The organism is Arthrobacter sp. USHLN218, assembly GCF_037144715.1.
Taxonomy (GTDB): Bacteria; Actinomycetota; Actinomycetes; order Actinomycetales; family Micrococcaceae; genus Crystallibacter.
Genome location: NZ_JBBCYT010000008.1, coordinates 229647 through 250344, shown reverse-complemented (window position 1 = coordinate 250344; position 20698 = coordinate 229647). Strand labels below are relative to the sequence as shown.

Genomic DNA, 20698 nt, shown 5'->3' with positions numbered 1-20698 from the left:
CCGGACCAGGAAGCCGTCGGTGATGACGTCGCCCGGGACGGTGCCGACGAAGACCAGCAGGTCCGTCTCTTCGAGCAGGTCGTAGGTGGGCTTGGGCCGGCCGTAGCCGATCGGACCGACGTAGGACGGGGAGCTGAACGGGATGTTGCCCTCGCAGCGCCATTCGGCGGCGGCGGGGATGTGGTGCTCCTCGAGCCACTGGGTCAGCAGGGTCGCGCCCTCCTGGGTCCAGTCGTTGCCGCCGGTGACGAAGAGCGGCTTCCTGGACTCTTCCAGCGCGGCCTTCAGCGCCTTCCAGTCGGTGACGCTCATGCCGCCCGGGGCGACGGGGATCGCCGGGTGCAGGGTCGCATCGACCTGTTCGCGGATGATGTCCTCGGGCAGGCCGACGACGACGGGGCCGGGGCGGCCGCTCATGGCCGCGAACATCGCCTCGGCGACGATCTCGGAGGCGCGCTCGGGGTGGTCGAGGACCATCACGCGCTTGGCGCCGGTGTCGAACCAGCCCTTGATGTCGAACTCCTGGAAGGCCTCGCGGTCGCGGTGCTCGAACGGGATCAGGCCCACGAAGAGCACCATCGGGGTCGAGTCCTGCCAGGCGGTGTGCAGGCCGACGTGCGCGTTGGCCGCCCCCGGGCCGCGGGTGACCATGGCGATGCCGGGAAGCTGGTTCATCTTGCCGTCGGCCTCGGCCATGTACGCGGCGCCGCCTTCGTGCCGGCAGACGACCGTCTCGATCGGGGACTCGTGCAGGCCGTCCAGCACGTCCAGGAAGCTTTCGCCCGGAACCACATAGGTCCGCTCGACACCGTGCGCGGCCAGCGAATCGACAATGACATGCCCGGCCGACTTCCGACCGGCTGCTCCCGTGTCTCCGATGGTCTCCGAATATTCGGCGATGTTCTGTGTCATGTGCTGCTGCATCTTTCTCGTTCTCTGGCTGCGTGGGCCGCTAGGGCAAGTTGATACGCGGGCTTTTCGTGGCCGGTTATCCGTTTCGGGACCGGAGCAGAACGCACAGTTTCCGTCGCAGTCCACCGGGGCGGAAAAGGATCGTCCCGGCACCGGATCCTGGCAGGTTCCCGGGTTAAGCCGGCACTTACTTGGCGGCTGTTTCAAGGCTTCCTTCCTGTGATGGTGCTTTCTCGTCATCGCGTCAGCGGTACTTGAACGCATGGGTCCTTCTGACGTGGATCCCCCGGATGGGCCAAAGCCCAAGGCCTCTCCTGGGCATCGGCCTCGGGAGACGGACCATTGCGCCTGTACCGGCCGGCAGCCGGTACAGGCGCATTACCGGTGTCAGGCCTGTCAGCAACGGTGCAGCTCCCGGGATGCGGGCCGGAGGCCTATGCGCTCGGAGCCCCGGATCGGGTCAGGTCTAAAGGGCCCGGTTCGGGACCGGCTGTGGATACCTGCTTAAGATACGGCCGGGGACATAAGAAGGCCGGCAACGCCGGCCGCGGCCACTGCATGGTCGTCCTCGACGGTGCTGCCGCTGACCCCGACCGCGCCGATTACGTGGCCGTCGCGGGTGATGGGCAGGCCGCCGGGGAAAGTGATAAGGCCGCCGTTGGACACTTCAATGTTGTAGAGGGGACCGCCGGGCTGTGAAAGAGCCCCGAGGGATCCGGTGGGCATATCAAAGTAGCGGGCCGTCCGGGCCTTGGTAATTGAGATGTCGATGCTGCCCAGCCAGGCTCCGTCCTGGCGGGCGAAGGCCTTGAGGTTTGCTCCGGCGTCGACCACTGCCACGTTCATGGCCACGCCGCGGTCAGCGGCCTCGGCGAGGGCAGCGGCGAGGATACGTTCGGCTTGCTCGAGGGTGATGTCAGTCATTGTGTTTCGCTTTCTGTGCAGGTGGTGGTGGCAGGTGTCAGGGGTAGAGTCCGCGGAGTCGATGTGCTTGCGCCACGCGGGCGACAGCGATGCTGGTAGCCGCGGACCGAAGGGTGCGGCCGGTGCTTTTTGCCTCTCCTTGGACGGTGTGCCAGGCGGCGGTGATACGGTCTGTCAGTTTGGTTTCCACTTCGAGCGTGCTCCACCAGTACGCCTGATTGGCCTGGACCCATTCGAAGTAACTGACGATGACGCCGCCGGCGTTGGCAAGGATGTCCGGGACCACGAGGGTGCCGCGGTCGGCCAGGATGGCGTCGGCGTCCGGTGAGGTGGGGCCGTTGGCGCCTTCCACGATGATGTCGGCACGGATTCGGGCGGCGTTGGCGGCGGTGATGACTCCTTCGATGGCGCAGGGCAGTAGGAGCTGGACGTCGAGTTCGAGCAGCAGACTGTTGTCCAGGGCCTCACCGCCGTTGAAGCCGCTCACGGATCCGGTGCGGGCGACGTGTTGCTCCAGGGCGTGAATGTCCAGGCCGTTGCTGCGGTACACGGCGCCGAACTGGTCGCTGACCGCTATGACGCGGACGCCGGCGTCAGCCAACAGCCGTGCGGCTCCTGCGCCGACCTTTCCAAAGCCCTGAATTGCCGCCGTCGAGCCTTCAGGGGATACGCCCCGGGAGCGCAGCGCTTCGAGTGCGATGTGAACGACGCCCAGGGATGTTGCGTTCGCCCGCCCTCGGGAACCTCCGATCTCCAGTGGCTTCCCGGTGACGGAACCGGGGACCGAATAGCCGCGTCCGGTCGAGATCGTGTCCATGATCCATGCCATGGTTTGTTCATCGGTTCCGATGTCCGGGGCGGGAATGTCCCGTTCTGGGCCGATGAAGTCCGCCAGTTCGCTAACGTATCGGCGTGTGACCCGTTCCAGTTCACCGGTGGAGTGCTGCCGCGGGTCGATTGCCACTCCGCCTTTGGCGCCGCCGTAGGGGATATCGATGAGCGCGCACTTCCAGCTCATCCACATCGCCAGGGCGCGGACCTCGTCGAGGTCAACGGAGGTGCTGAACCGGATTCCGCCCTTGGCCGGACCGCGGGAGACGTTGTGCTGTACGCGGTGCCCGGTGTACAGGGACATGGAGCCGTCGTCGCGCCGCAGGGGTATCCGGACGGTCATTTCCCGGCGGGGCTGGGCGAGGAGGGCATGAATGCCCTCTTCAAGTCCGAGGAAGCGTGCGGCCTCGGCCAGTTGCTGGTGGGCTGCGGCCAGCGGACCGTCAGCGGTGGAGACAGTGGCCGGTTCGGCTGTCATGGCCATCAGACCTGCGCAGCGGCCGGTTGTGCGGCAGGCTGCATGGATGCGTAGGCGGACAGGAGCCGGTCGGTGTCCTGCATTTGCTCCAGCCAGATGCTGCGGACGATGTCGATGCGGTCTTCGGGTTCTTGCAGGCTTGAGAGGTAGGCGGTGAGGTTTGCCCCGCCCTCTCCGGCCTGCTCATGCAGTTCGAGCATCCTGGTGACGGTCCTGGCCTGCATGCCGTAGATCGGGATCTGGGGTCCGCGCGGTGCGATCATGCCGACGTAGTAGAGCTTTTCCAGTCCTTCGGGCAGGATTCCTGCGGCGTAGCGGACCGGGGCTCCTGCCCGGCGGGGAATGAGCCGGCTGTCCAGGAACGGCAGGCTGGCGTGGAATCCGGTGGCCCAGAGGATCGTGTCATACTCGCGCCTGGTTCCGTCGCTGAAGTGGACCGTGTTGCCGTCGAGCCGCTCGATGCCGGGGACGACGCGGACACGGCCGTGATGGATCCAGTAGAGCAGCAGGTCGTTGACCACGGTGCTGCCCTCGGCGAGGGTGCGGTGTTTGGGTTCGGGCATGCCCGGGTAGTTGTGCCACTCCCCGACGGAAACGCGGGCCAGGAGCCTGTTGATGAGATCCTGCTCCTCGGGCGCGAACTGGGCGAGGAATTCGACCTCCTGGCGCGGTTTGCCGAAGTAGGTCTTGGGCTGGAAGTACGTGCCCTCGCGGATCACGATATCCGCCTCGAGCCGGTGCTGTGCGACGTCCACGGCCAGGTCGCAGCCGGAGTTGCCGGCGCCCACGATCAGGACGCGGTTGCCGTCGATGTCGCGGACGTTGTTGTATTCGCTGGAGTGCAGCTGCTTCCCGGCGAACGTCCCGGGAACCTGCGGGACCTTCTTGTCCCACAGGTGGCCGTTGGCCACGATGACTCCGTCGTAGAAGCCGGTCCCGGCGGACGTGGTGACCTGCCAGCCGGCGGATCCGGTGGGGCCTTCGGTGGGAACGGGGGTGACGGAGAGTACTTCGGTGTTGAACCGGATGATGTCGTAGTGTCCGTGCTTCCGGGCGTAGGACTCGATGTACTCGCGGACCTGGTCCCGGCGCGGGAAGTGCGGGTAGTGGGCCGGCATCGGGAAGTCCTCGAAGTGCGTCATGTCGCGGGAGGTGATCAGGTGCAGGGCTTCGTAGTCGGTGTGCCAGTGGCCGCCGACGCGGTCGGTCTTTTCGAAGCAGTCGACCTCGTGCCCGGCCTGGCGCAGTTGCTGGAGGGCGGAGATGCCGGCGGCGCCGGCACCGATGACGCAGTAGCGGGTCATGGTGGAGATTTCCGTTCGTGAGAGGGGTGGGTGGGTCAGCGGATGACGTCGCCGCCGGAGAGGGTGACGGTTTCGCCGGTCATGAATCCTGCGGTGGGGCTTCCGGTCAGCAGCCAGGCCCATTCGGCGATCTCGGCGGGCTGGGCGACGCGGCCGACCGGGATGGCGGCGGCAGCGGCATCCATGCGTCCGGTCGCGCGGTTGCCGGGGGTGTCCACCCAGCCCGGGGCGATGGCGTTGACGCGGATCCGGCGGTCGGCCAGTTCCAGGGCCGTGGCTTTGGTGATCATGATGACGGCGGCTTTGGAGGCGCCGTAGACGAGCTGTCCCGGGGAGACCTGGAAGCCGTCCACGGAGGCGAAGTTCACGATCGCCGAACCTTCGGGCATGTATTGTGCCGCGCTGGCCATGACGTTCAGGACGCCGAGGACGTTGATGTCGAACACCTGCCGGTACAGCTCTTCGGTATAGGTCTCCAGGGTCGAGGGCGGGTAGACGCCGGCGATGTTGGCGACGGCGTGGATAGCGCCGCCAAGCTCGGGAACGACTTTTTCAAGCGTGCTTTCGAGCGTCGCCCGGTCCTGGACATCCATGGCCAGGGGGATGACCCGTCCGGCGTCGGCCTCCAGTACCGGGGGAACGATGTCGACGGCGATGACGGCCCATCCTTCCCGGAGGAAGACTTCGGAGGTGGCCCGGCCCATGCCGCTGCCTGCTCCGGTGACCAGGGCAACCTGGGGTGTGCTGTTCATGATTGAGTCCTTCGTGGGTGAGGCTGCCGCAGACCGGCAGAGATTGGAATGACCGGAGTACCGGGTGTCTTACGGCTTGACCGTGGACATGATCTGGGTGCTTAGCGAGGCCAGGGATTTGTTGCGGGTCTCCTCCGCCCAGGCGATGCTGATCAGGAGTCCGAGAACCGTCAGGCCCACCCCGATGAGCATGGTCGGGCCGGTGCCGAGGCCGCTCAGGGAGAGCGGAACCATGTAGGTGCCTATGGCCGCGCCGATGCGGCTGATGGCGGTGGCCAGCCCGACGGCGGAGGCACGGATACTGGTGGGGAACAGCTCGTTGGGGTAGATGAACACCAGGATGGTTCCTGCCCCGCTGGCAAGGGTGAAGAGGAAGAAGGACACCATTACCAGCCATCCCGGTCCCTCAGGCCACAGGCCTAGCGGCAGCAGGAATACCGCGGCCGCCACGAAGGTCCAGATCATCAGGGGGCGGCGTCCGTAGGTCTCCACCCAGCGCAGGGCCGGAAGCGAGCCGAGCAGGAAGCCGAGGTTGAGCACTATCTGGCCCAGGGTTTCCTCCGCGCCGCCGTTGCCGAGCCCGAACTGTGCCAGAATGATCGGCCCGTAGGTGAAGAGAGCGAACTGCGGAAGGGAGATACACATCCAGGTCAGTCCGCAGAACATGACGCGCTTCAGGAACGGGGCCGCCAGGAGCGAGCGGAAGCTGGTCTTGGCCTCGGCTTCCTCGTCGGCGGTGAGCGCAAGAATATCCTCCGTGGTGACCTCGCGTTCCAAGGCCGTGGAGACCGCGACTCGGGCTTCCTCAATCCGGCCCTTGGCCACCAGCCAGCGGGGTGATTCGTGGGCACCCAGGCGCAGCAGCATCACGATGGCACCAAACACGGCACCGCTGGCCAGCATCCAGCGCCAGGCCTCCGGGCCGTAAAGACTGGTCAGCGCGAAACCGACCAGGTAGGCGACGATGGCACCCACCAGCCAGATGGTCGACAGCCATCCGATCACTGCACCGCGCCGCTTCCTGGGCATCCACTCCGTCAGCAGCGCAGTGGCAATCGGATAGTCGGCGCCGATGGCCAAGCCGACGACCAGCCGCAGCAGGATCAGCTGGAGGCCGTCCGTAATGAACAGGCAAGCGGCAGAGGCGGCGATCATGGCGAGCAGATCGACGGTGTACATCACCTTCCGCCCGATGCGGTCGGTGACCGGCCCAAAAATCAGGCTGCCGAGGAACAGCCCCACGAGCGAGGCGGCACCGGCCAGACCCAGGGCTCCGGCCCCGAGTCCCAGCTCGGTGCTCGCACCGGCGAGGGCAACGCCCACAATGCTGAGCAGATAGCCGTCCAGAAACGGCCCTCCGGAGCAGGCCGCAATGAGCTTGCGATGGTAACGGGTCAGGGGTCCATCATCGATCAGGTGTGGAGTGGCGGCAGAAGTCGTCATAGTGGGTCCTTCATGGATAGGCGGAATACGCCCCGAGGGCGGCACATGGGCTCGTTCCCGGTTATGACAACTAACTGTAAGAAGGATCACACCCGAGGTGTAGACTCAGTTCACGACCCTTCCTCAAGGAAATGCCTATGCCAAGCCTGACCCTTCAGCAGCTCCGCTACTTCCTCTCGGCAGCCAGACACAAGACCCTCTCCGCCGCCGCCGAAGCAGAGCACATCGCCCAGCCGAGCCTGTCCGAGCAGATCCGCCGGCTCGAGCACGTCCTCGGGGTCAAGCTCTTCACACGGACCAACCGGGAGCTCCAGCTCACGGAGGCGGCGCGGCTGCTCCTACCCCATGCGGAACGCGCGCTGGCGGAAGTGGAAAACCTCTCCGACGTGGTCCGTGAGGTCCGGACGCTGCAGGGTGGAACGGTATCCTTCGGCACCTTCAACAGTGCCCACCTGTACCTCCTGACAGGTTTGATCCGCGATTTCCACGAGCAGTACCCACTGGTCAAGATCCGACTGGTGGGCCTGAATTCATCAGAAGTTGCCGATGCCGTGCGCTCCGGAGACCTGGAGGCGGGCCTTGTCCAGCTGCCTGTCGATGACCGGGGCCTGTCCGTGGGGCCGCCGGTACTCAGGGATGAAGTCGTGTACGTCAGTGCCGTGCCCGGCCGGGCCTTGCGTCCCGTTACCATCGGAGAGCTCGCCGAGGCCCCGTTGATCCTATCGGAGGCGCGGTGGTCAAATTCGGATCCGTTGCGCCTCTCATTGACCGAACGCGCACAGCAGGCGGGCGTCAGCCTCGACCCCATCGCCGAAGTTGAATTCCAGACCCACGCGGTCGAACTCGCGGCCCAGGGTGTAGGCGATTCCCTCGTGTCCTACCACGTGGCAAAATCCATGATCCAGAAACATGGCCTGGCTCATGTTCCCCTCGAACCGGCCTTCGAGGAGTATTTCGCCTTCATCACTCATGCGAACGGTTCGCTGTCCCCAGCGACCAGGGAATTCATGAAACACGCCCACCGGCATATTTCCCTGCTACAAGGGCCACCCGCGACTCGCACCCCGCGGAGCGGCCACAACAGGGCGGGCGCTTCCGGTCAGGTATAGGGTCCTCGCTGCCCTAAACGGCGGTGCACTTCTGCGGTGGCGAGGTCAGAGGCTTCGATCGCGCCAGCGAGGTATCCTGCTTCATGCGGGCTGACTTCGCTGCCGGCCAGAATTAGCCGGTCCGCCCACGGCCCGTGCACCCATGACGGCGCCGGGGCAGGGTGGCCGCTGGAAACCAGGTCGTCAGTCGTGGCGGTCAGGGAATCAGCGGCCCAATCCTTGAAAAGGGTCGAGACAGGCCGGCCCGCTTCAAGGCCGAAGATCCGCTCGAACTGTGCGATACACGCTTCTGTGAGCGCCTGCTCTCCGACCGCTTGCCGTTCGGCCGGGCTCATGCCGAGGAAGCCGAAGAGAGCGGCGCCGCCTGAGTCGGTCGTGGCGTCATGCATTTCGAGCATGGGGCCGACCATGCTCTGTGCCGTTCCCGACAGGCCGGCCGCAAACCAGAACGGCGTCTCATAGAGCGCGAAGAACTTCGCCTGCCCCGCCATCCAGGTCGGCGTGCCATGCCACAGCGCGGCGGTCCCGGGTTCCGGTTCGGGGCTGAAGGCGATCGTGGCCTCGAGGATCCGGGGCGGCAAGGCTGCGGCGACATACTCGGCGTCGATGGAGCGCTCCGCTCCTGCCCCGTCACGGCAGTCGACCCTCACGCCGTCCTCCCGCAGCGCCAATCCGGTGACGGACGTGTTCAGATGCACCCTTTCGCCGGGCAGATCTGCCGCTAACGCGCGAACGAGTGCGGCGGAGCCTCCTGACAAACGCATCGACTCGGGCGTCTGACGAACCGCCGAGTAGCTTTGCGCCGGCTCCCGGGACATGCGCTCGAAGATGACGTCGCCGTCGCTGCTCTGGCCGAAGCTGGCCAGGCCCAGCTCCTCGACGAGTTCGGCGAGGGCCGGTTGCAGCCGCGGCCAAAACCAGGACGGTCCCAGGTCGTAGCCGTCGTCGCTCGGCGCGCCCTCGCCGTTCACTGTCAGGACACGGCCGCCGAGACGATCTCTGGCCTCGAAAAGCTCGAAGGACACGCCTGCCGCCGAAAGCCTGCGTGCCAGGTTGAGGCCGGATATGCCCCCGCCAATGACGGCGACCTGCACGCGGTCATGCATACTATTCAACCTCGTCCCCTCCGTAGAGCTTGAGCGGTTGCCTCTCAATGGGAGGCTATCCGTTCTCACCGTCGTCCCCCGAGGGATCGCTTAGGGCCCGGCAGAGAAACTTAGCGTCGCGGCCCCCATTTACTGTTGCAGGCTCACAGCGTAACGTCCCCTCAGGTGCGTCCATCAGCCAGTCCCCCACCGCGAGACATTCGGCTCCGCTCCCCTGCCGAAAATTCCTGTAGCTGCTGGCTCTCCGACTCGGAGATACCCCGCCCGTGAAATGCCCGCCCGGATGTCTCTTACGCTTCACACTCATCAGCTAGTCTGCGTCCAAACCCAAGTACCGGTAGACGGTGGCGCGACTGGCGCCAATGATCTTGCCGATATCCGACGGCTTAAGGCCTTGGGCTTTCAGCTCACGAGCGCGCTTCACCTTCCAGTCCCCCGCGGTGACTTCCCGCCGTCCGGCTTTGCGCCCGTTGGCGACGGCTGCGGCCATTCCAGCCCTGGTCCGCTCGACCAACTGGTCACGCTCGAGCTGAGCGAACGCGGACATTACCGTAAGCATGGCCTTGCCCATGGCACCCGTAGTGGTGATGCCCTCGGTCAGTGAACGGAAGTGGACGCCGTGTCCTTCAAGGTCATCAATGAGCTCCAGAAGGTTCCGTGTGTTGCGGCCGAGTCGGTCCAGCTTCCACACCACCACCTCGTCACCTTCGCGGAGGTGCTCGAGCATCTTGTCCAGTTCAGGACGTTTGGCCCGGGTGCCGCTCACCCCATGGTCGGTGAAGATCCGTTTGCAACCGGCGGCCTTCAGCGCCGCATGCTGCAGGTCCGCATTTTGATCCACCGTGCTGACCCTGGCATATCCGATGCTTGCCACAACCGCCCCAAGTCCCATCAAAGGTTACATTTCCTGTTTCTGAGATTAGCAGAAGTGAGACATATTGATGAGACGAGGCGGATTCCCCAGAAACCGCCATTTTGTCTGGTTTTGAGAACCGAGGTACCGGAGAACCTGACGTCTCAACAGACGGTCCCTAGTTGAGACGCAGGGCTGCGCGTGCCTCGGGCCTATCCCGACGGTCTTACCGACCCGCATTCTTAGGGCGGCAACGGGTATTTTATGGTTGTCAGCCGCTCCCGCAGACTGTTCCCGGGACTGCGGGGGCGTGGCGCGGCCTGATGTCCGTTCATTAATGAGTGGCACCTTCTTTTGGGTTTGCTCTAGGGGACAGATCTGGGTACATTTGGGGAACCAATCCCCGCCAGGGCTAGTCTCCGGAATCAAAAATTGATCGCAAAGCAGCCGATCTCTTCGCATCCGAAGATCCTCAACATCGGCGGGTTTTTTCTTTAATTTTCAACGGCATAGTCTTCTCCCTATGAAGCCCGGTCCACCTCCAATGCCTCCCTCTCCGAAGCCCTTTCGCTCCTTGGAGGAACAAGTCGATCTCCTGATTTCCAGAGGGTTGGCCATAAGTGACCGGGCGACCGCCGCCAACTTCATCCACCGGACGAACTACTACAGACTCTCCGGGTACCTTCGCCCGTTCCAGAAGGACCCTGGCGCCGGAGACAACGATTTCCGTCCGGGAACCTCGTTGGACGAGGTGGAAAGAATCTACGACTTCGACCAGCAACTGCGTTTGCTCGTGGGGGCAGCGATCGCTGAGTTCGAAGTGGAGTTTCGAGCCGTCCTGTCTTACAAGCTGGCAGAGCGGCTTAGCCCTACGGGATACGTTCTGGAGCGGAACTACAAGCGCTTGGACGTCTACAAGGATTGCATCGACAGGCTGGACGAGGAGCGACGACGGTCGAAGGAACCTTTTATGCAGCATCACGACACAAAATACGGGTCAATGGACCCGCCCATTTGGGTAGTCGTGGAGTGTGCCAGCTTTGGTCTCCTATCCAAGCTAATGTCGAATCTTCGGGAGCCGTCCTATGTCAAGCAAATGGCCGCTTCCTTCGGGTTGCCCCAGGATTACTTCAACACCGCGGTCAGACACCTGAGTTACATCCGAAACATCTGCGCTCACCACGGGCGGCTATGGAACCGGCAAATAGTCGAAAAGCTCGCAACCATGAAGAGTGCGAGTCATGAAGTATCGATTCGCACTCAAAACAGCCACACCTACCGCATATTCCAGACCTTAGTGCTGTTGAGCTATTTGTCGCGGAGGTCGGGGGCAAAATCGGGGTTCGAGCACCGCTGTCTGCAACTCGTCTCGCAGAACCGAGACCTGGCCCTGCACATGGGCTTTCCAGTCGACCATAATTTCGATCGTCTTTAACGGACATGTCTCTTGATGGCGGTTGTTTGCACGTCCTGCCTGCCACAGCGGGACTTGTCGCAGGATAGGGTTTGAGTGGCCGGCATCTGGCGTGTTTGGGAAGGGACTACAGGTTGACTCGGATTTTTGACAACATCGCGCAGGACCGGGTGATCGGTCCGGAGTTAGCGAAGTCTTTTGAATCCATGGAGCGGCTTGACGTTGCCGTGGGCTACTTCGACCTGCGGGGTTGGAGAACATTCCAGGAGATCGTTGATCAGAAGTCTGAACACCACGGTAAGCCTGTGACCCGCCTTCTGGTCGGTATGGTCCTCGCCGGTGCCGACCGGGAACTCCTTGATGCGTTGCAAGCTGATATGGCACCCAATGCCGTCCCCACCGAAGTGGATAACTCCAAGGCAAGGGCGCGTCGCGAGGAAGTTGTTCGAAGCCTGCGTGAGCAGCTGGTGAGAGGGATCCCCAAGGCTGCGGACCGGGAGACACTTCGAGCCCTGAAGCGCCAGCTGGACAGCGGTGCCGTCGAGGTAAGAGTTCACACCCGCAGGCCTTTGCATGGCAAAGCGTATATTTTTCATCGTCATGACAACACGAACCCAGTCACTGGGTATGTCGGTTCGTCGAATCTGACATCCGCCGGGCTTAACCGGAACTATGAACTCAATGTAGATGTCATGGATTACACGGCCGCTGCTGATCTGGCCCAGTGGTTCGAGGACCGGTGGAACGACCGTTTCTCGCTCAAATTAACCTCGGACCTGATTGAACTTCTAGAGGAGTCCTGGGCCTCGGACCAGCGGACTCCCTACGAAGTGTTCCTCAAGGTTTGTTACCACCTCTCAAGGGATGTCCGCGAGGGCTTGGCTGAATACAGCCTCCCACCGTCTGTGCGGGATCAGCTGCTGACATACCAAGCCAGTGCCGTGCAGACACTCGCGCGACGGATCGAGACCCGGGGCGGCTCGATGTTGGGGGACGTCGTCGGCCTCGGCAAGACCATTACCGCAATAGCAACCGCGCTCATGCTTTATCTGGATCAGGGTTATACGCCTTTGGTGCTCTGTCCGAAGAACCTGGTGAAGATGTGGGAAGAGTACCTTGATGCCTACGACATCCCAGGGCGCGTCATTTCCTACACGCAGGCTCACAAGGAACTGCCGGAGCTGCGCCGGTACCAGTTCGTGATCTGCGACGAATCCCATACCCTTCGGAATGATAAACGCCGCGACTATCAGGTCATTAGGAAATACATCGAGGCCAACTCCTCCAAGGTCCTTCTCCTGACGGCGACACCATACAATCTGCGCTTTGAAGACGTCGCCAACCAGCTCGGCCTCTACCTAACCGACGACCAGGATCTCGGCATAGAACCGACCGCCGCTTTGTCCATCGATGAAAAGCTCTACGACAAGGTCGACGGGAAAATCCGGACCCTGGCCGCATTCCGCCGCTCCGAAGAGGCAGAGGATTGGAAACGCCTAATGAGTGAACATCTGGTTCGCCGCACGAGGTCGTTCATCCGAAAAAACTACGCGGAGACGGAGCTAAAGGAAGCCTCCGACGGATCCGGCGCGGTGGCGAGGGAATTTCTCACTTTCTCCAACGGATACAAGTTCTACTTTCCAGAACGCAAGGCCGTCCCCGTGAACCACACCTTTGGTCCCAAAGACCCTGCATATCTCATGGAATCCGAAGCCACCCTGGACACGCTTCAGCATCTGATCCTCCCCCGCTATCAGCTGTCCGACTACCTCAAAAAGGGCCTGACCTATACGGACGATGAGCAAGACTTCGTAGAGCGGCTCGAGCGTGGTCGCGGGCAAGTGGCAGGCTTCATCCGAACCAGTCTCTACAAGCGGCTCTCCTCCTGCGGGCACTCGTTCATCTTGTCTCTGAAACGGATCGTCGCCCGCAATGAACTTTATGCGTATGCAGTGGGTAACAACCTCGACGTCCCCGTCGGAACGCTGTTGGAAAACATGCTTATCTCGGACAAGGACGAGGATATCGACGTCGATGAAACTGCGGACACTGCCGCCATGTACCATCATCTGCGGGCAAAAGCCCCCGCGTCCATTGAATGGGTAGGGTCGCGCCTGTTTTCCGCCACGCTGATTGCAGCGTTGGAGAGGGACAACGAAGACCTGCGTGAACTCCTGACTTCCTTCGGGGATTGGACCCCCGACCGGGACTCCAAGATGAAAGAGATCCTGGCCCTCGTCACAGAGCTTCACCCAGACGAGAAAATCCTCATCTTCACGGAATACAAGGACACGGCAGATTACGTAGGCCGGTCCCTTCGCGACGCCGGCGTCACCGGTGTCGGCGTAGCGTCGGGCGACACTGATGACCCAACAGTTCTAGCCAAACGGTTCTCCCCGCGGTCCAACAAACTGCCAGGGCAAGATGCAAACAAAGTCGCAGCTGACGAACTCCGTATACTCGTCGCCACCGATGTCCTCTCCGAAGGACAGAACTTGCAGGACGCCCATATTGTCATCAATTACGACCTCCCATGGGCGATCATCCGCCTAATCCAGCGGGCCGGCCGTGTTGACCGCGTCGGTCAGGAATCCGATTCCGTCACCATCTACTCTTTCTTTCACGAGAACGTGGAAAACGTCCTGAAATTGCGCTCCCGAATCTCTAACCGGTTAGCTGCAAGCGCCCAGGCGTTTGGGTCGGATGAACAGTTCTTTGGGTCCGCCGATGAAATTCGCGACTTGGACGATGTCCTTTCCGGCAAAGCGGATATCGAAGAATCCGATGATGACGTCGATTCATCCTCTCTCGCCTTCGAAATCTGGAGCAAAGCAACGCAGGATCACCACGAACTGACCGAGCGCGTAATCGCCATGCCTGACCTGGTCAGCTCAACCCGACCGCTCTCCCCAGAGGACACCGCCGAGGGCGTAGCCTGCTTTGTCCGTGTCGAAGACTCGATGGATACGTTCGGCTTCGGCTCCGACCTGCAATCCCTTCAGCTCCTGACGGGCCATGAGGCACTGAAGGTCTTCCGTGCTGATGTTGAAACACCCACCGTCGCTGAACGCCCAGATCATTTGGAAGTCCAGGAAGCCCTGATCCATGGACCCATGGCCCAACAGACAGTCCAGGAGGGGCGCCTGCGGGGCGTCCGAAAGCGCCTCTGGAACAGACTCGCTAACACCTTCATCGAGATGAATGATGACGCTGGAAAGGCGCTAACCGCCGTCCATAGAAGCCCTCTAACCAAGGAAGCGGAACGTCGCTTCACCCGCGCCTTCTCGGACAAGTACTCTGACGAGGAATTTAGCGACCTGCTCGTCCTGCTTCATAGGGAAGGCCGACTCGTCCTCAGCACTAAGGAACAATCAGACTCCCTTCGGATCGTCTGCAGCATGGGAGTAGCCCAGTGACCTCCAAGTTCATGTCCTACGTGGACAAGGCCGATTTCAAGAACCTCTTCATTGAGGAACTGGGATGGGATCAGCCAACAGCCAAACCATTGACCGTCGAAATGGACGACAGCTCATTTCACGTGACTCCGGTAGCGGGATTCCACGGGCTTCACGTCTGGGCATGCGGCAGCCTTCCGGACCGTTCCACTCAGGCGCAGATCGACCGAGAAGTATCGGCCACTTCAACGGAACGGCTCATCATCTTCCATGACGAAGCCAAACAGGAGTGGCGCTGGCCGCGCTACAACAAGAACCGTGGCACGAATATGTCCAAGCTCCTCGTTCACGAACACACCATCGGCAATGATCATTCGGCGCTTGAACGGCGGCTGGAGAAGATCGCTCTGGGCATCGATGATGACATCAGTCTGGTACGGCTGTTGGAAAAGATGCGGACCGCCTTTGACGTGGAGGAGTCCGAAGAGTCCTCGAAGGCTGCCAAGGTCATGGCCAAGCTCTACTATGAGCTCGAGGCCCACCTTCCCCAAGAGGGATCGGAGGCGGCAGGCAACCTGCACAAGATCTCCGTAACCATGACGAGAATCCTCTTCCTAGTGTTTGCCGACGACACGATGATGTGGGACGAAGAGAACCTCTTTCAGAACTTCATCGCGTTCGAGACCGAGAAAGATGGCTCGGATCTAGCGGCAAAGCTCGAACTATTGTTCAGCGTCCTCAACACCGATAGAAAAAACCGGTCCGAACTATCCGGGCACCTTGCACGATTCAAGTACGTCAACGGCGGAATCTTCTCTGAAGACATCAAACTCCCAAATCTCAGCGCCAAGATGCGAGATCTCCTTATCGAAGCCAGCCGCTTCGACTGGGGAAACATCTCCCCAGCGATTTTTGGCTCCATGTTCCAAGCGGTGAAATCCAAGGAACTCCGGCGCGAACTAGGGGCTCACTACACCAGCGAGAAGGACATTCTCAAAACGCTAAATCCCTTGATTTTGGACGAGCTACATCAGGAGTTCGAACGTACAAAAAAGCTTAAAGACCCCACCCGACCGCTCAAGGCCCTGCGAGAGCGGCTGGGACAAATCAAGATTCTCGACCCGGCATGCGGTTGCGGCAACTTCCTCATCGTTGCCTATCGCGAACTCCGCGAACTTGAGCTGCAAATCATGGAGTCGCTCAAGGAACACGAAGGTGACGACGACGGGTCACGAACCCTCGATGCGACACTCGAACTCAAGGTCTCCCTAGATCAGATTTACGGCATTGAAATAGACGAGTGGCCCGCCCGGATCGCGGAAACGGCTCTTCATCTCATGGACCGCCAGTGCAACCTGCGCCTGATCGAAAAGTTCGGACACGCGCCCGAACGACTGCCCATCTCAGAGGCCGCCAAGATCCACACCTCAACAGTCGCTGAACCCAACGGCGGAAACGCTTTAGCTCTCGACTGGACCACCGTCTTTCCCCCCGGCCCTGAGAACTTCATCGTAGGCAACCCCCCCTTCATTGGGATGTCATGGATGACGACAGCACAGCAGCTCGAGAACCGGGACGTCTTTGCCGCACTCCCTGAAGCAAAGGGGCACAGGACCGGGCGCCTCGACTACGTTGCCTGCTGGTACGCCAAGGCTTTCAGCTACATCAAACAAACCACCGCGAGCTGCGCGTTCGTCTCCACAAATTCGATCATCCAAGGAGACCAGGCGCGAGTGATGGACCCGATCATGCGTGCCATGGATATCGGCATAAAGTTCGGGCATCGAACCTTCAAGTGGAAGTCGGAAGCCACTGGTGCCGCGGCGGTCCACTGCACCATTATCGGATTTTCCAAGGCGTCATCACTCGGGCTCAGAAGAGTCTTTGATTACCAAAACATAGACGGCCCCCCCCACTGAGCTGTCCGCGAAGAATCTCAACTTTTACCTGCTCGACACACACTTACCCGCGCCGCTGAAACGCTCGACCCCTCTCGTCGCAGGACTCCCCAAAATGACCCAAGGCAACAAACCTTGGCCGACTGCAGGGCTCCTGGTCACGAAGGATGAACTACCTCACGTCGAATCCGATCCGATTGCCAAGAAGTATCTGCGGGTATTTATCCAAGGACGAGATATGCTCCAGTCCCTTCCGAGTTGGTGCATATGGATGCCGGAACTTGTTCGTGCAGATGTCGACCAGTCGCCCGTGTTGCGCGAACGTTTTGAGGCCGTTCGGCGGGAGCGGCTCAAACCGTCCGCCCATTCAGTAGCGCACTTAGCTGCTTCTCCACACCGATTCGCGCAGATTCGTCAACCCATCTCACGCTACTTGGCCATCCCCGAAGTAAGCAGCGAAACCCGCGATTATGTTCCCATACGTTTCTTCGATTCCGACGTCATTGCAGGAAATAAACTCATGTGTATTGACGGGGCGCCGCTATGGCTATTTGGCATCCTGTCCTCGGCGGCCTACACGTCTTGGATCCGCACTTTCGCCGGCAAACTGAAGAGCGATTTCAGCATCTCACCAGATCTGGCCTACTGTGCATTCCCATTCATCAGACCCCTGCCAGAGGAAGAACGGAGAATCGAGGACGCGGCGCAGTCCGTCTTGGACCTACGGAAACATCACCACGATATGTCGCTTTCCCAGTTGTACAAGCCCGCAAGCATGCCAAACGATCTCAGAGCAGCACATGCCAAACTCGATCAGCTCGTGGATGGCTTGTATGGATTGGCTGACCCCACATCAGCCGAAAGGGCCACGACGTTTCTGGACTTGCACCACAAGATGCAGGCGAAGAAATGATTGACTTCCTTGGGACCACGCTCCGAGGATTCCTCCTGATCGCCGGCTGGGCAAGTGTCGAACAAGTCACGCCATGACAACATCTACGCTGTCTTTGGCGCTGCAGATTCCCGCGCCGTGGTGATCGCTCCAACAAACAGTACGAGGCGAGAACTATTCGCTCCGAAGCCAAAGCTTCGGGCGCATCGTTCTTCTGCTCTTGCCGTGGGCAGGTGCGGGAGCAAACTCAAGTTGGCCGCAGGAGAGTTCGAATCCACTACTGCGGTCACGCCCCACAGGCAGCGCTCTGTAGGCCATCTTTGGAAAAAGCCGATAGCGGCGCGTATGTCTGCCGAGTGCGGTCAGCGGCAACGGTTCTGGGCACGGTCGAACTGGGAACGACAATTTGCCGGAGTCCCATTTTTGAAGGCGTAAGTATTCCTCCTTCAACACGAGGGACCCAATGCCCTGGGAAACTGTACAGTCCCCGCGAAGATGGCCTGCGCTCGAGGTCGGCGTTGCCCAGGTCAAGAATGGCGCGGATCAGCAGCAGGAGAAGGCTCAACCACACTCCCCCCTGGGCACCTGATCAGGTGCTCCCCGAACCTCGACTGCCTCTCCGGAAGCCCTGTCGGCTCCTGCCCGCAGCCGACGGCACGAACGCCCCTTTTACGAAGGTCCCACGAGACTTCACACGGCGCGTGCATGAGTGACCCCAGAGCCCAGTATTAGTGCTCCGGGACTGAGCAGTCCACAGGTTTGAGCTGTCGCCTTCAGGCAGGCTCCTTATATAAGGGAAAACAGCCTAACGATCTCCAACGGAACACGGAATCCTTTGGCCCGCTGATAGCCCCTAACGTTCATGTCGTAGATCGGTTCGAGCAGTTCTTCCGCATCTTCCGGCAGATCGCCTGAGTCACGAAGAGTCTGCGTCGCCCGATTGGTCGGACGCGTAAACCCCTTGAGGCTGCGGCTCTCGCTGTAGCCACCAAGTTCGTAAACATCGTCACGGTTAACGACCCCACCATGTTCGATGGCAAACTTCACGGCCTTGATTTGCACAATCGCACGGGAGTTCGTGAGCAATTCAAAGACCTTCTCAACGAGAGTCGTGGTCCAACCGGTAGCCTCGACTTCATCCAGCGGCACAGATTCGATGTCGACCTCAAGCGATTTAATCGCCTCCAGCAGCCGGTTAACGCGGGTTTGAGACCACCCGGTCACATTAGTAACGACATGAAGCTCGGGTTCAGCCGTCGCGATTTGGCTCATGGCTTTTCCTTCCAGATAGGCGCCTGTTACTTATTAAACTGTGCACGGTACAGGATGAACTGTAACATTGCGTCTGGCGGTTTGTCCTACATCGATTTGGAGGTTTTTTGGGCGCTGGCGGGCCCGGACAGCGCATGGTCTTTCCCATGTCCTAGACAAGGCCGCGAGCGGTCACGGCGGTGTTGTCACTGGGTTGGCAGATCGCGACCTGGATGATGGAGGGGCACCGTACGCGCGTCGTTCTCCCGCACGGATCCATGGGCCACAACGGCTTTCTGGATGTGAAGGCCGTATTGCAGGCAGTGGCTGCTGTCAGCAAGAAGCGCAAGGTCCGTTGAAGGTTTGCATGGCAGTCGAGCTCGGACCGGCGACGTCAAAAAGACCCGAAGGCACCTGTCCACCCCAAGGATCTGAGAGCAGGAGAGATCCTACTCCTAGTGCCTCCTGCTAATGTTCCGCTCATGACCCGATCTGAGCCCGCGCGGCACGTCGCCGAGGCGCTCATTGCACTGTCAGTGGAGCGTTGGCCCGTCACGCGCGCGAGAGGGCGCATACGACCGGTGCCCGGCCTGTACGCGATTTACGGCGACGCCGAAGCATGGGCGGACCTGGGCCTCGACCCGCAGCCGGGCTCCGCGCTATACATCGGCAAAAGCGAGGACGACCTTGTGCGCCGGGAACTCGACAGCCACTTCGCGGCCGACCCGACCAAGAAGCCACGAACGGGCAGCTCGACAGTCCGGCGGTCATTCGCTGCACTGCTCCGCGACGCGCTCGACTTGCAAGCGGTTCCCCGAAACTCCGACAACCCCGGCCACTTCTCAAACTACGGGCTCACGCCGGAGGGCGACGCCCGGCTCACGACCTGGATGCACGAGCGACTATCGCTCGCGGTGTGGGAGCGGCCCGCAGGGTTCGTACAGCCGCTCGTAGAGGTCGAGGTTGCGATCATCCACCGCTGGGTTCCTCCGCTGAACATCAGGGACAACCCCCGGCCGCTCCCTCGCCTGCGCCTGGCCCGTGAGGCGATGACCCGGGAGGCGTCAAGCGCGCAAGCAAGGGAGGCGTCCGCGGCCACCGTGCACCCGCCCCGTGAGTCCGTGCCCACCCCCGTGGCAAGGGCATGCGGACTCACGCCGGTCCAGCTGGCGGGAGAGCTCGGCAAGAGCCCCAAGACGATTCGGCAGGCGTTGCGTGATAAGTACGGCAAGCTATCGGTCGTGGGCGACCGCTGGGGCGCTCTAACACCCGAACAGGAAAGCTACGTCCGCGCCCACTTCCGCTGACCGGCTGAGTGATGCTGGCGAGTCCGATCCTCCCGTGCCAGGGGAACCCGGAATGGCCCAGGTGCCGATAACGGCGCAAATGACTGTTGGTCAAAGCTCTCTGAGCGGCGACTAGCTGGATTCCACCTGCCACCTGATAGAGCTCCGGGGTGTGCATATCTCTTGAAGCCTCCTAATGGTTGTGGAAGCAAGAGCTGCAGTTCATCTCCATGCCGACTTGCCTCACGAAGTTGGCTACCTCGTTCCTGCTGTTCCCTTCGCCGGCCGTGGAAGAAATACCGGGGCTTATAAATTCTGCCCAGGTCAGTGGCAGGTCCTCCTCGCCAAGGGCATACAAGAGACTCTGAATTTCGACCATCCATGCGGTCTGCTGACTGGGGTTGTCGGGGCGACCCGCATAAATGAGCTGTGTGAGACGGATTGCCTGCTGTGTCCGGAATTGTTGCTGAGCTTGCTCACGGGCATGCTGTCTGTCCGACATCGCTCTTTTATCAGCTGCATGTCTATCTCTATCTGCCCTTTCATCGGCAGCACGCCTATCGGCGGCAGCTAGTTTCATCGCGGTTCTTCTGTCCTTTTTCCCGTTGATCAACGCGGTCATGATTCCGACGACTGTGACTATGATGAGGACGATCTGGATTAGGTTTGCCAAGTTCTGAGCATCAATTTGAACAAGAAAACTTTCGAGCATGGCAAAAGCTTCCCATGTGAGCATGGTCCCGAATGCATATGATTCTTCGTAACTGATCGTTTTGTCTGGGAGCATTAGGCGAGCCGACCTACCTACGTCAGGCGGCACCTATGTAGGCGGAATAGCATCAAGAGGTCA

The 20698-nt window shown here is 61.2% G+C and carries 16 protein-coding genes; 6 read left to right on the top strand and 10 right to left on the bottom strand.

Going from position 1 to position 20698, the window contains the following annotated elements:
• The 6 genes from WFH44_RS18175 to WFH44_RS18150 form a co-directional block, all read right to left on the bottom strand.
• The coding region (locus tag WFH44_RS18175) for a thiamine pyrophosphate-binding protein (protein ID WP_336715582.1) at positions 1–912 on the bottom strand (912 nt) is incomplete at its 3' end.
• A 504-nt stretch (positions 913–1416) separates the two neighbouring features.
• Positions 1417–1836 (bottom strand): GlcG/HbpS family heme-binding protein, encoded by a 420-nt coding sequence (locus WFH44_RS18170; RefSeq protein ID WP_336715581.1) that lies wholly within the window; start codon positions 1834–1836, stop codon positions 1417–1419.
• 37 nt (positions 1837–1873) lie between these two features.
• Positions 1874–3145 (bottom strand): Glu/Leu/Phe/Val family dehydrogenase, encoded by a 1272-nt coding sequence (locus WFH44_RS18165; protein ID WP_336715579.1) that lies wholly within the window; start codon positions 3143–3145, stop codon positions 1874–1876.
• Positions 3146–3150: 5 nt separating this feature from the next.
• Positions 3151–4449, bottom strand: coding sequence for a flavin-containing monooxygenase (locus WFH44_RS18160; protein ID WP_336715578.1), 1299 nt, complete (start codon positions 4447–4449; stop codon positions 3151–3153).
• 35 nt (positions 4450–4484) lie between these two features.
• Positions 4485–5201 (bottom strand): SDR family NAD(P)-dependent oxidoreductase, encoded by a 717-nt coding sequence (locus WFH44_RS18155; protein ID WP_336715576.1) that lies wholly within the window; start codon positions 5199–5201, stop codon positions 4485–4487.
• Positions 5202–5270: 69 nt separating this feature from the next.
• Positions 5271–6644, bottom strand: coding sequence for an MFS transporter (locus WFH44_RS18150; protein ID WP_336715574.1), 1374 nt, complete (start codon positions 6642–6644; stop codon positions 5271–5273).
• 137 nt (positions 6645–6781) lie between these two features.
• Between WFH44_RS18150 and WFH44_RS18145 the strand changes: the two genes are divergently transcribed.
• Positions 6782–7753, top strand: a complete 972-nt coding sequence (locus WFH44_RS18145; protein WP_336715572.1) for a LysR family transcriptional regulator — start codon at positions 6782–6784, stop codon at positions 7751–7753.
• Here the strand turns inward: WFH44_RS18145 and WFH44_RS18140 are convergent.
• Both WFH44_RS18140 and WFH44_RS18135 read right to left on the bottom strand, forming a co-directional pair.
• Entirely contained in the window at positions 7744–8859 is a 1116-nt protein-coding gene (locus tag WFH44_RS18140; protein WP_336715570.1) for a flavin monoamine oxidase family protein, read from the bottom strand. The genes WFH44_RS18145 and WFH44_RS18140 overlap by 10 nt on opposite strands.
• A gap of 310 nt (positions 8860–9169) precedes the next feature.
• Positions 9170–9733, bottom strand: a complete 564-nt coding sequence (locus WFH44_RS18135) for a recombinase family protein (protein WP_336715568.1) — start codon at positions 9731–9733, stop codon at positions 9170–9172.
• A gap of 553 nt (positions 9734–10286) precedes the next feature.
• Here WFH44_RS18135 and WFH44_RS18130 point away from each other — a divergent pair.
• The 4 genes from WFH44_RS18130 to WFH44_RS18115 all read left to right on the top strand — a co-directional run bounded on the left by WFH44_RS18130 (position 10287) and on the right by WFH44_RS18115 (position 17332).
• Positions 10287–11147, top strand: a complete 861-nt coding sequence (locus tag WFH44_RS18130) for an Abi family protein (RefSeq protein WP_336715566.1) — start codon at positions 10287–10289, stop codon at positions 11145–11147.
• Between the two features lie 113 nt (positions 11148–11260).
• The gene (locus WFH44_RS18125) at positions 11261–14542 is read left to right on the top strand and encodes a helicase-related protein (RefSeq protein ID WP_336715564.1); all 3282 of its coding nucleotides are present in this window, start codon (positions 11261–11263) and stop codon (positions 14540–14542) included.
• Positions 14539–16440, top strand: coding sequence for a DNA methyltransferase (locus tag WFH44_RS18120; protein ID WP_336715562.1), 1902 nt, complete (start codon positions 14539–14541; stop codon positions 16438–16440). The genes WFH44_RS18125 and WFH44_RS18120 overlap by 4 nt, the downstream gene beginning before the upstream one ends.
• A 1-nt stretch (position 16441) precedes the next feature.
• Positions 16442–17332, top strand: coding sequence for a type IIL restriction-modification enzyme MmeI (locus tag WFH44_RS18115; protein WP_336715597.1), 891 nt, complete (start codon positions 16442–16444; stop codon positions 17330–17332).
• Positions 17333–18097: 765 nt separating this feature from the next.
• On the opposite strand, the gene WFH44_RS18110 is transcribed toward WFH44_RS18115, so the two are convergent.
• A complete protein-coding gene (locus WFH44_RS18110; RefSeq protein ID WP_336715561.1) occupies positions 18098–18583 on the bottom strand; it encodes a hypothetical protein in 486 nt (161 codons plus the stop codon).
• Positions 18584–19044: 461 nt separating this feature from the next.
• Here WFH44_RS18110 and WFH44_RS18105 point away from each other — a divergent pair, with 461 nt between their 5' ends.
• On the top strand, positions 19045–19869 hold the full coding sequence (locus tag WFH44_RS18105) for a GIY-YIG nuclease family protein (protein ID WP_336715560.1): 825 nt from the start codon (positions 19045–19047) through the stop codon (positions 19867–19869).
• A 172-nt stretch (positions 19870–20041) separates the two neighbouring features.
• Here WFH44_RS18105 and WFH44_RS18100 read toward each other — a convergent pair whose 3' ends face one another.
• Positions 20042–20584, bottom strand: a complete 543-nt coding sequence (locus WFH44_RS18100) for a hypothetical protein (RefSeq protein ID WP_336715559.1) — start codon at positions 20582–20584, stop codon at positions 20042–20044.
• Positions 20585–20698: the final 114 nt, after the last annotated feature.